The organism is Sphaerisporangium sp. NPDC049003 (assembly GCF_043197795.1).
In the GTDB taxonomy this organism is placed as follows: domain Bacteria; phylum Actinomycetota; class Actinomycetes; order Streptosporangiales; family Streptosporangiaceae; genus Sphaerisporangium.
Genome location: NZ_JBICTU010000003.1, coordinates 60,110 through 73,479, shown reverse-complemented (window position 1 = coordinate 73,479; position 13,370 = coordinate 60,110). Strand labels below are relative to the sequence as shown.

The window sequence follows — 13,370 nt, the reverse complement described above, 5'->3', positions numbered from 1 at the left end:
GCATGAGCCTGCTCGAAGGCATCACCGCGCCGGGTGACCTGGGCGGACTCGACTCCAAGGAGCTCGGCCGCCTCGCCTCGGAGATCCGCGAGTTCCTCGTCGGCGCGGTGTCGCGCTCGGGAGGCCACCTCGGGTCGAACCTCGGAGCGGTCGAGCTCACCATCGCCGTGCACCGGGTGTTCCGCTCGCCGGCCGACCGCATCCTGTTCGACACCGGCCACCAGACCTACGTGCACAAGCTGCTGACCGGGCGGCGGGAGGGCTTCGCCCGGCTGCGGACCCGCGACGGGCTGTCGGGCTACCCCAACCGGTCGGAGTCGGTTCACGACATCATCGAGAACTCCCACGCCTCCACCGCCCTGTCGTACGCCGACGGCTTCGCCAAGGCGCACACGCTGAGCGGCGAGGACGACCGCCACGTGGTGGTGGTCGTGGGGGACGGCGCGCTGACCGGCGGGATGGCGTGGGAGGCGCTCAACAACATCGGCGCGGCGCGCAACCGGCCGGTCGTCATCGTGCTCAACGACAACGGCCGCTCGTACTGCCCCACCGCCGGCGGGATCGCCCGCCGGCTCGCCGAGCTGCGCGACAAGCCGGCCGGGGAGGGCGGGAACATCTTCGAGGAGCTCGGCATCGCCTACCTCGGCCCCGTCGACGGGCACGACGAACCGGCGGTGGAGGAGGCGCTGCGGAACGCCAGGGACCTCAGGGCACCGGTGGTGGTCCACTGCGTCACCAGCAAGGGCTACGGCTACACCCCGGCCGAGACGGACCCGGTCGAGCGGCTGCACTCCCCCGGGCCGTTCGACTCCGGCACCGGCGTGCAGTTCCCCCGTCCCGGCGCCACCTGGACCAGGACGTTCGCCGACACCCTGCTGGCCCTCGGCGGGGAGCGCCCGGACATCGTGGCGATCACCGCGGCGATGCTGCACCCCGCGGGGCTCGCGCCGTTCGCCGAGCGCTACCCCGACCGCACGTACGACGTGGGCATCGCCGAGCAGCACGCGGTCGCCTCGGCCGCTGGGCTGGCCAGCGCCGGGTTCCACCCGGTGGTCGCGATCTACTCGACGTTCCTGAACCGCGCCTTCGACCAGCTGCTGATGGATGTGGCGCTGCACGGCCTGCCGGTGACCTTCGTCCTGGACCGGGCCGGCGTGACCGGCGACGACGGGCCGAGCCACAACGGCATGTGGGACCTGTCGCTGCTGCAGATGGTGCCCCGGCTGCGCATCGCCGCGCCCCGGGACGCCTCCCGCCTGGGCGAGCTGCTGCGGCAGGCGGTCGCGCACGCGCAGGGACCGACCGTCGTCCGGTTCCCCAAGGGCCCGGCCGGGGACGACATCCCGGCCGTGGGCACCGTGGGGACGCTCGACGTGCTCCACCACGCCAAGGGCGAGGACGTCCTGCTCGTGTCCTGCGGCGCGATGGCCGGCGTCTGCGTGGCGGCGGCGCACGCGCTGCGCGAGGCGGGCCTCGCCGTCACCGTGGTCGACCCGCGCTGGGTCGCCCCGCTGGACGAGGCGCTGGCGGAGCTGGCCGCGCGCCACCGCTTCACCGCGGTGGTCGAGGACAACTGCCGGGTCGGCGGCGTCGGCGACGGCGTGGCGAGGCTGCTGCGCGACCACGGCGTGGAACGGCCCATCCGGACGTACGGCATCCCGCAGGGGTTCGCCGGCCACGCCAAGCGAGCCGAGCTGCTCGCCGACTTCGGCCTCACCGGCGAGGCCGTCGCGGCCGAGATAGCCGCCTGGACGGCGGCACGCGACCGCGACCTGATCGGCCACGCCCGGTCGATCTGAGCTTCCACGGCGGCGGCCGAGCCGCCGGGCACGGGCGGGAACCGGCACCGCGAGCGCCGGTACCGCGGCCATCTGACGGACGACCACGGCAGGAGACGCCGATGACCAGCACTTCGACCGCCGGGACGGTGGTGGACCTCGGGCTGCCCGGGACGCCCGCACGCCTGCCCAAGCGGCGCCGGGCGTCCCGCCAGATCATGGTGGGCGACGTGCCGGTGGGCGGCGACGCGCCCGTGAGCGTGCAGTCCATGACGACGACGGTCACCGCCGACATCGACTCCACGCTCCAGCAGATCGCCGAGCTGACCGCGAGCGGCTGCCAGATCGTCCGGGTGGCGGTGCCGACGCAGGACGACGCCGACGCCCTGGCGACGATCGTCCGCAAGTCCCGCATCCCGGTCATCGCCGACATCCACTTCCAGCCCAGATACGTCTTCGCGGCCATCGACGCGGGCTGCGCTGCCGTACGGGTGAACCCGGGGAACATCAAGCGGTTCGACGACAAGGTGGCCGAGATCGCCAAGGCCGCCGGCGAGGCGGCGGTGCCCATCCGGATCGGCGTCAACGCCGGGTCGCTCGACCAGCGGCTCCTGGAGAAGCACGGCAGGCCGACGCCCGAGGCGCTGGTCGAGTCCGCGCTGTGGGAGTGCTCGCTGTTCGAGGAGCACGGCTTCCGCGACATCAAGATCTCGGTCAAGCACCACGACCCGCTGGTGATGATCGAGGCGTACCGGCGGCTGGCCGGGCGGTGCGACTACCCGCTGCACCTGGGCGTGACCGAGGCCGGTCCCCGCTTCCCCGGCACCATCAAGTCCGCGGTGGCGTTCGGCATCCTGCTGGCGGAGGGCATCGGCGACACGATCAGGGTGTCGCTGTCGGCGCCTCCCGTCGAGGAGGTCAAGGTGGGGACGGCCATCCTTGAGTCGCTCGGGCTGCGCGAGCGCGGCCTGGAGATCGTCTCCTGCCCCTCCTGCGGCCGGGCCCAGGTCGACGTGTACACCCTGGCCGAGCGCGCCCAGGCGGCGCTGGCGGGCCTGGACCTCCCGCTGCGGGTGGCCGTCATGGGATGCGTGGTGAACGGCCCGGGCGAAGCGCGCGAGGCCGACCTCGGCGTGGCCTCGGGAAACGGCAAGGGCCAGATCTTCGTCAAGGGCGAGGTCGTCGCGACCGTACCGGAGTCGAAGATCGTGGAGACACTGGTGGAGGAGGCCCTGCGCATCGCGGCCGAGCGCGGCCTGCCCATCCCCGGAGAGGACGAGGCCCCCGAGACCGCCCTTCCCCGCTGAACCCCGAACGGCAGGAGGCCCCTCCCGCATGGAGAACCACAACGCCACCGAGCGCCCGCGCCGGATCCTGCTGGCGCGCCCGCGCGGCTACTGCGCCGGCGTGGACCGCGCGGTGCAGACCGTGGAGCGCGCCATCGAGCGGTACGGCGCGCCCGTGTACGTGCGCAAGCAGATCGTGCACAACAGCTTCGTGGTGCGTGACCTGGAGAGCCGGGGCGCCGTGTTCGTCGAGGAGACCGACGAGGTGCCGCCCGGCGCCGTGGTGGTCTTCTCCGCGCACGGCGTCGCCCCGAAGGTCCACGAGGAGGCGGCGCGGCTCGGACTGCGCGCGATCGACGCGACCTGCCCGCTGGTGACCAAGGTGCACAAGGAGGCCAGGCGGTTCGCCTCCGAAGGGTACGACATCCTGCTCATCGGCCACGAGGGGCACGAGGAGGTCGAGGGCACCGCGGGCGAGGCCCCCGACCGCATCCACCTGGTGGACGGCCCGGCGGGGGTGCGCGAGGTGACCGTCCGCGACCCCGGGCGGGTCGCCTGGCTGTCGCAGACCACGCTTTCGGTCGACGAGACCGAGGCCACGGTCGCCCTGCTGCGCGAACGGTTCCCCGCCCTGACCGGCCCGCCCTCCGACGACATCTGCTACGCCACCCAGAACAGGCAGACGGCGGTCAAGGACATCGCGGGCCGCTGCGACTTCGTCATCGTGGTGGGCTCGGCGAACTCCTCCAACTCGCGAAGGCTGGTGGAGGTGGCGCTGGAGGCCGGCGCGGGCGGGGCGCGCCTGGTGGACGACGCGGCCGAGATCGACCCCGCCTGGCTGGAGGGCGTCACCACCGCCGGCGTCACCAGCGGGGCGTCGGTGCCGGAGGAGCTGGTGACCGGTGTTCTGCGACGGCTTCGCGATCTGGGCTTCGGCGAGGTCGAGGAGGTCGAGTCGGCCCGCGAGAGCCTGGTCTTCTCGCTGCCCCTCGCGTTGCGGGGAGGCGACCGTGACCACGGATGACGGCGCCGGGGCCGGGACCTCGCTCTACCTGGACCTGCTGAAGCGGTGCCTGCTCAACCTGATCTACACCGACCCGCCGATCGCCACCCCGTGGCAGGCGCGCGACGTCTTCGACCTGCAGGCGCGGCTGGAGGGCAAGGACTGGCCGAGCCTCGCGCACACCATGATCGGTATGTCCCGGCTGGACAACCTGCAGCTCCTGATCGAGCGGGTACTGGCTGAGGGCATACCGGGCGACCTGATGGAGGCGGGGATCGCGCGCGGGGGCGCCGCCGTGTTCATGCGGGGTGCCCTCAAGGCGTACTCGGTGACCGACCGGAACGTGTGGGCGGCGGACTCCTTCGAGGGCTTCCCGCGCACCGGGGACGAGGCCGGGCATCCCTCCCCCCTGCTCGGCGTGCTGAGCGAGCTGACCGAGCAGGTGGACGACCCGGCCTCGACCGCCTACGCCCGTTTCCTGGCCGGCACCTCGCTGGCCGAGGTGCAGCAGACCTTCGCCAAGTACGGCCTGCTGGACGAGCGGGTCCGGTTCCTGGCGGGCTGGTTCTCCCACACGCTGCCCCGCGCCCCCATCGACCGGCTCGCCCTGCTCAGGCTCGACGCGGACCTGTACGGCTCGACCTACGACGCCCTGCGGCTGCTCTACCCGAAGGTGGTCCCGGGCGGCTTCGTGATCGTGGACGACTACCACGCCATCGAGGAATGCCGCGAGGCGGTGCAGGACTACCTGAAGAGCATCACCGAGGACATCACCCTGGAGCGCGTGGACTACTCCGCCGCGTACTGGCGCAAGAGCCACGAATAGCGCTGCTCAGGGCTTCAGCAGGTCCTCGATGAGCCGTACCGCGTGGTCCGGGCCGGGGAGGGCGGCGACCTCCGCGGCGACCGTGCGGGCGGCGGCCCGGTAGGACGCCTCCGCCAGCAGCGTCGCGGTCATCTCGCGCACCAGCCCCGGGTCGACGTCCTCGGGCGCGACGTGCAGGTAGGGCTCCAGGACGCACCGGGGGTAGACGAGCGCGGCGCCCAGGGCCGCGCAGCGCCGGGCGTTGGTGCCATGGTCGGAGCCGAGGGGGATGAGCCCGAGCGGCACGCTCTCGGCCAACGCGCACATCACCGTGCTGAAGCCACCGTGGGAGATGACCACGTCGCAGCGCCGGAAGACGGCCGAGTGCGGCACGTAGCGGGCGAGGCGGACGTTGGCGGGAGTCCCGCCGGGCAGCACGGACTCCGGGTCGCAGTCGGGCCCGGTCGTCATCAGGACGTCGTAGTCCTGGCCGTCGAACGCCTCGGCCAGCGCCCCGAACACCGAGGTCGCCTTGTTGTACATGGTGCCGAGGGTCGCGTAGACCAGCGGCCTGCCCCGCGGCGGCACGGCGGGGCCCGCGCGCTCGCCGTCCGGCGGCAGATCGCGGGCGTCACCGTCCGGCGGCAGGTCGCAGGGGTCGCCGCCCGGCAGCAGGTCGTACAGGAGCGGCTTGATGTGGTGCTCGTGCGGGAGGCGGGGTGTGCCGGGGCGGGCGAAGCGGGGCGGTTGACGCGCTCCCCGGCCTGAAGTGAAGGCCGGGGATTCAGCCCGTGCCGCGTTCACGCGGCACCTCTGTGGCTTCCTGCTTCGCCGGCCCGTGCCACCGCGAGCGGTGGTCTTACCGAGCCTCCACAGGCGTTTAGCCTGTCCGCCCGTCCGGCGGCCAGGATGTTGATCGCCGCGTTGACGTCCCGGTCGTGGGCCGCCCCGCACGGGCAAGTCCATGACCGCAGGTTGAGCGGCATCGATCCGGCGATGGTCCCGCACGCCGAGCACAGCTTCGAGCTGGGAAACCAGCGGTCGATCTTGGCAAAGGTCCGCCCGTACCGGGCGGCCTTGTACTCCAGCATGTTCACGAACTGTGACCAGCCCGCGTCGTGAACCGACTTCGCCAACCGCGTCCGGCCCAGACCGGACACCGACAGGTTCTCCACGTAGACCGCTTGGTTGTCGCGGATGATGCTCGTGGAGAGCTTGTGTGTCCAGTCGCGGCGCGCGTCGGCCACCTTGGCGTGAGCCCTGGCGACCTTCACGCGTGCCTTGGCTCGGTTCGCCGAACCCTTCTCCTTGCGGGAAAGGGTCTGCTGGGCTTTACGCAGGCGGCGTTCCGCACGGCGCAGCAAACGCGGGTTGCCGACCTTCCGGCCGTCCGACAAGACCGCGAAGTGGGTCAAGCCGAGATCGATACCGACTTCGCCGCCCGGCTCCGGTACCGGCTCCTCGGCCGTCTCCACGACGAAACTGGCGAAGTACCGCCCGGCCGCGTCCTTGATCACCGTCACCGACGACGGGGCCGGCGGCAGGGAGCGTGACCAGCGGATCGGCACGTCCCCGATCTTCGGCAGGCGGAGTCTCCCTCCCGCCGTGATGGAGAACCGGGCGTTGCGGGTGAAGCGGATCGCCTGCCGGTTGTCCTTCTTCGACCGGAACCGGGGGGCGGCGACCTTGCGCCCCTTGCGCTTACCGGCGATCGAGGCGAAGAAGTTCCGGTAGGCGGTGTTCAGGTCGGCCAGGGCCTGCTGGAGCACCACGGCGGACACCTCGCCCAGCCAGGAGCGTTCCGGGGTCTTCTTCGCCTCGGTGATGACCCGCTTCGACAGCTCCCCGTCCGAGATGTACGGCAACCCCTGCTCGCGGGCGTCCTGGCGTGTGCGCAGCCCGTCGTTGAACACCGTACGCGCGCACCCGAACGCCCGAGCCAGCGACTGACACTGGCCGGGGGTCGGGTAGAGCCGGTACTGGTAACGAACCTGCACGGCGACCACCGTACCCACGATCTATGACTGAACGTAGGAGAATCCGAGCGATCCGTGAACACACCGGTGATCGCGCCAACGCCGCCCACCACCCCGGCGAACACACCACCATCGAACGCAACGGCCGGTCCTTCGCCGTCCTGGTGCCCTACGCCTGGCGGGCCGAACGGCAACATCGGGAAGGTCAGGAAGGTCGGGGCACGCTCGTGCCCTAGTCTAGCGGGCACTCCCGTGTCGCCCTTCACCCCCGGCCTGAAGGCCGGAGCACTGGCCCGCATTTCGGTAGCGGTACGCGGCCCGGATCCCCAGGAGGCGGGCGAGGCTTGCCGGACATACTTAGGAGCCTTATAGTTAGGACCCTAACGAGATGGGGGACCGATGCCTGACGATCCCGGCTTCGAGGTCGACGACAGCGGCCTGCTGTTCAACCCCCAGCTGCGCGCCCTGGTCGGCCACGAGCTGGGCGACGAGGCGCTCGCGGTGGTCGAGGCCTTCGCCGCGATCAACCAGGCGGCCCGCCTCAACCGCTGGGCGCTGGAGCGGTGGGCCGTGCGCCACGGGCTGAGCGAGGCCCGCCTCCAGGTGCTGCTGGTGCTGCGCCGGCAGCCGCAGGGCATGCGCCTCGTCCACCTGGCGGCCGCGCTGGAGATCGCCCCTCCCTCGGTGACCGGCCTCGTCGACTCCCTGGAGAAGGACGGGCTGGTGCGGCGCGCGTCCGACCCGGGCGACCGTCGCTCCCTGCTCGCCACGCTGACCGCGCGCGGCCGTGAGCGCGTCGACGAGATCTGGTCGACGCAGGTGGAGCGCCAGGTCGGGATCACCGATGGCATCACCACCGAGGAGCTGCTCCAGTTGCGGCACCTCTGCCTCCGTCTCGTGCAGAACGTCCGGCGGGCCACCGCGAAGCGGAACGACCCCGGTTCCGGCGCGACGCCGCCCGCCGATCCCCCGCATACCGCCGACCGTGGAGGTCGCAATGACGCAGAAGGAAGAGCTGTCCGTTCCCCCGGCGGATGACGACGGGCCGCGCCTGTCCTCCTCGCGCAAGGTGGCGGCGACCGTGGGCGTCGCCATCGCCCTGCTGGTCGTCTCCCTCGACGGCACCATCGTCGGCACCGCGATGCCGCGCATCCTCGCGGACCTGCGAGGGCTGAACTACTACGCCTGGGTGGTCACGGCCTACCTCGTGACCTCGACCATCCTGATGCCCATCGCCGGCAAGCTCGGCGACCTGTTCGGCCGCAAGCCGCTGGTGCTCATCGGCCTGGCCGGGTTCCTCGGCACGTCCTGGCTGGTGGGCGCCTCGACCAGCACGCTGGAGCTGATCCTGCTCCGCGGCGTGCAGGGCCTGTTCGGCGGCGTCCTCACCGCCGTGACGTTCGCCGTGGTGGCCGACATCTATCCGGTGCGCCAGCGGGTCAAGCTGCACGGCCTCTTCAGCGCCATCATCGGCCTGTCCGTGGTGGCCGCGCCGCCGCTCGGCGGCTACATCACGGACAACTGGGGGTGGCGCTGGATCTTCTACGTCAACGTGCCGATCGGCGCCCTCGCGGTCGGGCTCACCTTCTTCTTCCTGCCGTACGTGGCGACCCGGCGAAGCTGGCGGGACATCGACTTCGCCGGCTGCGTGGCGCTGGCCGTCGCGCTGGTCCCCATCCTGATCGCGCTGTCCATCAGCAACGACCACGCCTGGACGTCGCCGCTGATGCTCGGCCTGATCGCGGTGTCGGTGGTCGGGCTGCCTGTCTTCCTGTTCGTAGAGCGCTCCGTCGCCAACCCCATCGTCCCGCTCGGCCTGTTCCTGGACCCGGTGTTCACGATCGCCATGGTCATCGCGGGCCTGTCCGCCGTCGGCCTGTACGGCCTGGCGGTCTTCATCCCACTGCTCTACCAGGGAGTCCTCGGCGAGACGGCGACCGGCTCGGGCACCCTGCTCACCCCGCTGCTGCTCGGCATGCTGGTGGCCTCGCCGGTGTCGGGCCAGCTCATCGCGCGCGTGCGCTACTACCGGTTCATCGGCACCGTGGGCCTGGCCGCGATGGTCGCCGGGCTGCTCATGCTCACCACGGTGACGCTGACCAGCCCCCACTGGCACGTCGTGGCCGACCTGGTTGTGCTCGGCATGGGCATGGGCCTGGTCTGGCCGCTGTCGACCGCGGTCGTCCAGGCCTCGATGGCCAAGGAGGTCGTGGGGGTCGCCACCGCCCAGGTGAACTTCTGGCGCAACCTCGGCGGCACGGTGGCGGTGGTGGTGCTCGGCAGCATCATGGCCAACCGCCTGTCCGTCGAGATCGCCTCCAGGCTCGCCACGGTCAGCGCTCCCCCCGAGCTGCTGCGCAAGCTCACCGGCGGCGGCTCGCAGGACCTTTCCACGCTGTTCGACCCGGCCCAGGTGGGCCGGCTGCGCGAGCAGGTCCCCGAGGCGCAGCGAGCGCTGTTCGAGCTGGTCGAGCGGTCCATGCGCACCGGCCTCGCCGACGTGCTGCACCTGGTGTTCCTCGTGGCCGCCGTCATCCTCGCCATACCCCTGGTGGCCAGCCTGTTCCTGAAGGAGACCCCGATCCCGCCGGCCCGCTCCCGGCGCGAGGAGCCGGCCGCCGAGGAGGTCTGACCGGCACGACGATCTGCCCGTGGCCGGGGCGAAATGCTGGGGTTTCTGGGGGGCCGCAGGGGAATGCCGCCATGCGATCGTGGGGGCGAAGCGGCCCGGGAACGGAAGGGATGGCGCGATGACGCCCGCCAGCACTCCCCGCACGATCGAAGAGCTGATGGGACCGCAGGCCCCCGCCCACATGCGGCGGCTGCGCGAGGAGCAGCCCGTCTGCCCGGTGAAGCTGCCCAACGGCGACGAGGCGCTCCTGGTGACGCGGTACGACGACGTGGCGGCGGTGCTGTCCGACCCCCGGTTCAACCGCACGTTCAACCCGCGGGGGACGGCCCGCGCGGGCGACCGCGCCACGCCTCCAGCGGACCTCGGCCAGATCACCCGTACGCTCGGCATGGACGGGCCGCCGCACCGCACGCTGAGGGCCGTGGTGAGCCGGGCCTTCACCCCACGGCGGGTGGAGTCCCTGCGCCCCGCGATCCAGAAGCACACCGACACCCTGATCGACGACCTGCGCCGTCACGGCAGCCCCGCCGACCTGGTCTCCGTCGTCGCCTCGCCCCTGCCCATCAGGGTCATCTGCGAGCTGCTCGGGGTGCCGCACGAGGACTCCGAGAAGTTCCGCGGCTGGTCCGACCGCACGCTGTCGGTCACCTCCTATCCCCGCGAGGAGGTGGTCACCGCCTGGCACGACCTGTTCGCCTACTTCGGCGAGCAGGTGGCGCGAAAGCGCGAGCACCCGGGTGACGACCTGCTCAGCGACATGGTGGCCGCCAGCGACAAGGAGGAGCGGCTGACCGAGCTTGAGCTGGTCTACCTCGCGACCGGCCTGCTCATCGGCGGCCACGAGTCGACCATCAACGCGATCAGCCTCGGCATGTGGCGCCTGCTGGAGCATCCCGCGGAGGTGGCGAGGATCCACGCCGACCCGTCCCTGATCGTCACCGCCGTCGAAGAGCTGCTGCGTTTCCAGACGCTCGGCGACATCGACCGTCAGCGGTTCACGCAGGAGGACCTGGAGCTGGGCGGCACCCCGATCCAGGCCGGCCAGATGGTGATGGCCGGGGTGCTGTCGGCCAACCGGGACGAACGCTATTTCACCGACCCCGACAGGCTGGATGTCGCCCGGCACCCCAACCCGCACCTGTCCTTCGGTCTCGGCCCGCACTTCTGCCTGGGCGCGGCGCTGGCGCGGGTCGAGCTCCAGATCGTGCTGGGCACCTTGCTGCGGGAGTTCCCCGGCATGCGCCTCGCCGTGCCGACAGGCCAGGTGCGGCGCAAGACAGGACTGATGGTGAGCGGCCTGGAGGAGCTGCCGGTCGCCTGGTGACCAGGCACGGCAGGCCGCGACAGGCTTCGAGTACGAGGAGATCCCCCATGGCACCCCAGCCGTCCGGACCCGTTGACATCACCGATGTCCCGCCGCCACCCACGGTGACCCGGCCCGGGAGCATCAACGACCAGCAGTACCTCATCGACTGCTATCTGGAGTACGGGCCGGTGTTCCGCGTGCTCCAGAAGGGCGAGCTGGCCCGTAAGGAGGGCGACGAGTTCACCGTGCTCGCCGGCCCGGAGGCCAACGCCTTCGCGATGCGCACCACCAACATGCACCAGGGCACGGACGGCGCGGTCAAGCTGAGGTCCGACAGCCACTGGGAGGACTTCAGCAACGAGCTGGGCATGGACGGCTTCAGCCGCGAGGGCGACATGCACCGCCAGCACCGCATGCTGACCAGCCGGGGCTACGCCCGCACCACGATCACCGGCCGGCTGCCCGAGGTGGTCGCCATGGCCGAGGCCGTGACCGCGCGCTGGGAGCCCGGGCAGCGCGTGCCCGCCGTGCGGGAGATCCAGCGCATCGTCGGCGAGCAGCTCGGGCGCAGCCTCATCGGCTTCTCCCCCGCCGACTACGTCGACGACCTCGTGACCTTCGTCCGCACCACCAAGCTGACCATGCTGCTGCGCACCGGCGCCGCCGAGATGCTCGCCGACCCCGCCTACGAGCGGGCGCGCAACCGCGTCTTCGAGATCGGCTACCGGGCGATCAACGCGCGGCTGGCGATCCCCCCGGACGAGCGTCCGGGCGACCTGCTGGACGACATGCTCGCCGTCTGGAATCCCAAGCTCGGCGACGACCTGCCGCCCCTGCTGGTGGCGGCCACCATCGGCCCGTTCCTCGCCGGCCTGGAGACCGCCTCCTACCGGACCGCCTACCTGCTGTACCTGATCCTCAACCACCCGGACGTGGCGCGCCGCGTCGTGCGGGAGGTCGACGACTGGTTCGCCGGGCCGCTGACCTGGGACCGGCTCAAGACCTGCCACGCGCTGTACGGCGGGATGATGGAGGCCCTGCGGCTCTACAAGGGGCCGGCGCGCCAGTGGTACACGGCCGAGGAGTCGTTCGTCTTCGAGAACCACCTGGTGGCCAAGGGCGACAGCGTCATCCTCGTGTACGACACCTCCCACCACCTCCCCGAGCTGTTCCCCGACCCGGGCGCGTTCGACGTCGACCGCTACCGTGCGCCCCGCAACGAGCACCGCCGCCTCGGCGCGTTCGCCCCGTTCGGGGTGGGCGGGCACACCTGCCTCGGGTCCGGCATGGCCGAGGTGCAGGTCATGGTGAACGTCGCGACCATCCTGCGCGACTGGGAACTCGACGCCCTGGGCCTGCCCTTCGACGCCGACGCCGACGCCGACGAGGCGATGCGGGCCGGCGTGGTCGCCCGGCGCCCGGCGCGATGACCGGCGCGATGACCGGCGCGGGAACCGGGGTCGCGGGCGCCCCGGCGGCCGGGCTCCGGACACGGTTGCTCGCCCACGTGCAGACCTGGCGCCCGTACACCATGCTGTACATCGGCCTGGTGGGCCTGGCCGGCGGGCTGCTGAACGACCCCCGGGCGTCCGGCTGGGCGCTCGCCGGGGCGTGGGCGGTGCCGACGCTCGGCTGGATCGGCGGCCACTACGGCGGCGACTACTTCGACCGGCGGCTCGACGCCGTGGCCAAGCCGCACCGGCCCATCCCCTCGGGACGCATGCCGGCGCGCGACGGGCTCGCCGGCCTGGTCGCCTGCACCGCCGGCGGCGCGGTCGCGGCCCTGCTGCTGAACTGGCGGACCCTGCTCCTCGTGGCCGCGGCGCTGGCCGCCGGGCTCGGCTACAGCGCCGTGCTGAAGGCCAGAGGGCTGAGCGGCAACCTCGTCCGGGGAAGCCTCACGGCGTTCGCCCTGCTGTTCGGCGCCATGGCCACGGCCCCGTACCCGGCGCCGTACGTGCTGCCGGTGGCCGCCGTGTTCCTGCTGCACGACATGCAGTCGAACCTGGTCGGCACGCTGCGTGACATCGGCGGCGACCGGGACGCGGGCTACGAGACCTTTCCCGTGCGGCGCGGCGCCCGGCCGGCGGTGCGCGTCGTCGTGGCGGTGAGCGTGGCGTGGGTGGCGCTGGCCGCGGCCGTCCCCGCGCTGAGCCCGTCGAGCCCCGAGGGCGACGCGGCCCGCTGGGCCGCGTACTGGCCGGTGCTCGGCGCCTGCGTGCTCCTCGCGGCCGCGGCGATCGGCCTGCTCGCCCGCGCCGCGGAGCCGATGCCGCCGCCCGTCGCGCTACGGGCCCACGCGGTTCTGGTGGTGGAGCGGGTCGCGCTGGCGGGGGCGTTCGTCGGGCTCGCTGCGGGGCCGGTCGTGATGCTCGCGGCCACCCTGCCCGCCCTGCTCGCCACGATCGTGCTCCAGGCCGGGATGCGCACGCGGTACGAGTTCGGCGCGGCCACCCTCGCCTGACCGTCCCTCGCACGGAACCAGTGGCACCTCGCCTGACCGTCCCTCGCACGGCCGGCGGCACACTCGCCCGGCCCGCCCCTCGCACGGAACCAATCGTCTCGCCGATCCGGAGGACCACCC

12 protein-coding genes are annotated in these 13,370 nt (G+C 72.2%); 10 read left to right on the top strand and 2 right to left on the bottom strand.

Annotation, left to right across the window (positions count from 1 at the left end; translation table 11 throughout):
- The first annotated feature begins 2 nt into the window (after positions 1 to 2).
- The 4 genes from ACGFIV_RS03865 to ACGFIV_RS03850 all read left to right on the top strand — a co-directional run bounded on the left by ACGFIV_RS03865 (position 3) and on the right by ACGFIV_RS03850 (position 4,893).
- Positions 3 to 1,799 (top strand): 1-deoxy-D-xylulose-5-phosphate synthase, encoded by a 1,797-nt coding sequence (locus ACGFIV_RS03865; protein ID WP_358551915.1) that lies wholly within the window; start codon positions 3 to 5, stop codon positions 1,797 to 1,799.
- A 101-nt stretch (positions 1,800 to 1,900) separates the two neighbouring features.
- Positions 1,901 to 3,085 (top strand): flavodoxin-dependent (E)-4-hydroxy-3-methylbut-2-enyl-diphosphate synthase, encoded by a 1,185-nt coding sequence (gene ispG / locus ACGFIV_RS03860; RefSeq protein ID WP_358551891.1) that lies wholly within the window; start codon positions 1,901 to 1,903, stop codon positions 3,083 to 3,085.
- Positions 3,086 to 3,113: 28 nt separating this feature from the next.
- Complete coding sequence (locus ACGFIV_RS03855) at positions 3,114 to 4,088, top strand: 4-hydroxy-3-methylbut-2-enyl diphosphate reductase (protein WP_358551893.1); 975 nt, start codon at positions 3,114 to 3,116, stop codon at positions 4,086 to 4,088.
- Positions 4,075 to 4,893, top strand: a complete 819-nt coding sequence (locus ACGFIV_RS03850; RefSeq protein ID WP_358551895.1) for a TylF/MycF/NovP-related O-methyltransferase — start codon at positions 4,075 to 4,077, stop codon at positions 4,891 to 4,893. Before ACGFIV_RS03855 ends, ACGFIV_RS03850 begins: the two co-directional genes overlap by 14 nt.
- Positions 4,894 to 4,899: 6 nt before the next feature.
- Here ACGFIV_RS03850 and ACGFIV_RS03845 read toward each other — a convergent pair whose 3' ends face one another.
- Together ACGFIV_RS03845 and ACGFIV_RS03840 are read right to left on the bottom strand one after the other, a co-directional pair.
- Entirely contained in the window at positions 4,900 to 5,676 is a 777-nt protein-coding gene (locus tag ACGFIV_RS03845) for a nucleotide disphospho-sugar-binding domain-containing protein (RefSeq protein ID WP_358551897.1), read from the bottom strand.
- A complete protein-coding gene (locus ACGFIV_RS03840) occupies positions 5,673 to 6,869 on the bottom strand; it encodes a transposase (RefSeq protein WP_358551899.1) in 1,197 nt (398 codons plus the stop codon). The genes ACGFIV_RS03845 and ACGFIV_RS03840 overlap by 4 nt, the downstream gene beginning before the upstream one ends.
- Before the next feature lie 23 nt (positions 6,870 to 6,892).
- Here ACGFIV_RS03840 and ACGFIV_RS03835 point away from each other — a divergent pair, with 23 nt between their 5' ends.
- The 6 genes from ACGFIV_RS03835 to ACGFIV_RS03810 all read left to right on the top strand — a co-directional run bounded on the left by ACGFIV_RS03835 (position 6,893) and on the right by ACGFIV_RS03810 (position 13,250).
- Complete coding sequence (locus ACGFIV_RS03835) at positions 6,893 to 7,084, top strand: hypothetical protein (RefSeq protein ID WP_392831698.1); 192 nt, start codon at positions 6,893 to 6,895, stop codon at positions 7,082 to 7,084.
- A 163-nt stretch (positions 7,085 to 7,247) separates the two neighbouring features.
- Positions 7,248 to 7,886 carry a MarR family transcriptional regulator gene (locus ACGFIV_RS03830; protein WP_358551903.1) on the top strand — a complete coding sequence of 213 codons (639 nt, stop codon included), beginning with the start codon at positions 7,248 to 7,250 and terminating at the stop codon, positions 7,884 to 7,886.
- Positions 7,846 to 9,480, top strand: coding sequence for a DHA2 family efflux MFS transporter permease subunit (locus ACGFIV_RS03825; protein WP_358551905.1), 1,635 nt, complete (start codon positions 7,846 to 7,848; stop codon positions 9,478 to 9,480). The genes ACGFIV_RS03830 and ACGFIV_RS03825 overlap by 41 nt, the downstream gene beginning before the upstream one ends.
- Positions 9,481 to 9,598: 118 nt before the next feature.
- Positions 9,599 to 10,804 carry a cytochrome P450 gene (locus ACGFIV_RS03820; RefSeq protein WP_358551907.1) on the top strand — a complete coding sequence of 402 codons (1,206 nt, stop codon included), beginning with the start codon at positions 9,599 to 9,601 and terminating at the stop codon, positions 10,802 to 10,804.
- A 47-nt stretch (positions 10,805 to 10,851) separates the two neighbouring features.
- Entirely contained in the window at positions 10,852 to 12,216 is a 1,365-nt protein-coding gene (locus ACGFIV_RS03815; RefSeq protein ID WP_358551909.1) for a cytochrome P450, read from the top strand.
- Positions 12,217 to 12,224: 8 nt separating this feature from the next.
- Positions 12,225 to 13,250: a UbiA family prenyltransferase gene (locus ACGFIV_RS03810; RefSeq protein ID WP_358551911.1), complete on the top strand. Its 1,026-nt coding sequence runs from the start codon at positions 12,225 to 12,227 to the stop codon at positions 13,248 to 13,250.
- Positions 13,251 to 13,370 lie beyond the last annotated feature (120 nt).

What these genes read in the sequence shown, in the direction of transcription:
- ACGFIV_RS03865 (WP_358551915.1), top strand. Translation starts at nt 3, where the DNA reads ATGAGCCTGCTCGAAGGCATCACCGCGCCGGGTGACCTGGGCGGACTC.
- ispG (WP_358551891.1), top strand. Translation starts at nt 1,901, where the DNA reads ATGACCAGCACTTCGACCGCCGGGACGGTGGTGGACCTCGGGCTGCCC.
- ACGFIV_RS03855 (WP_358551893.1), top strand. Translation starts at nt 3,114, where the DNA reads ATGGAGAACCACAACGCCACCGAGCGCCCGCGCCGGATCCTGCTGGCG.
- ACGFIV_RS03835 (WP_392831698.1), top strand. Translation starts at nt 6,893, where the DNA reads ATGACTGAACGTAGGAGAATCCGAGCGATCCGTGAACACACCGGTGAT.
- ACGFIV_RS03830 (WP_358551903.1), top strand. Translation starts at nt 7,248, where the DNA reads ATGCCTGACGATCCCGGCTTCGAGGTCGACGACAGCGGCCTGCTGTTC.
- ACGFIV_RS03825 (WP_358551905.1), top strand. Translation starts at nt 7,846, where the DNA reads ATGACGCAGAAGGAAGAGCTGTCCGTTCCCCCGGCGGATGACGACGGG.
- ACGFIV_RS03820 (WP_358551907.1), top strand. Translation starts at nt 9,599, where the DNA reads ATGACGCCCGCCAGCACTCCCCGCACGATCGAAGAGCTGATGGGACCG.
- ACGFIV_RS03815 (WP_358551909.1), top strand. Translation starts at nt 10,852, where the DNA reads ATGGCACCCCAGCCGTCCGGACCCGTTGACATCACCGATGTCCCGCCG.
- ACGFIV_RS03810 (WP_358551911.1), top strand. Translation starts at nt 12,225, where the DNA reads ATGACCGGCGCGGGAACCGGGGTCGCGGGCGCCCCGGCGGCCGGGCTC.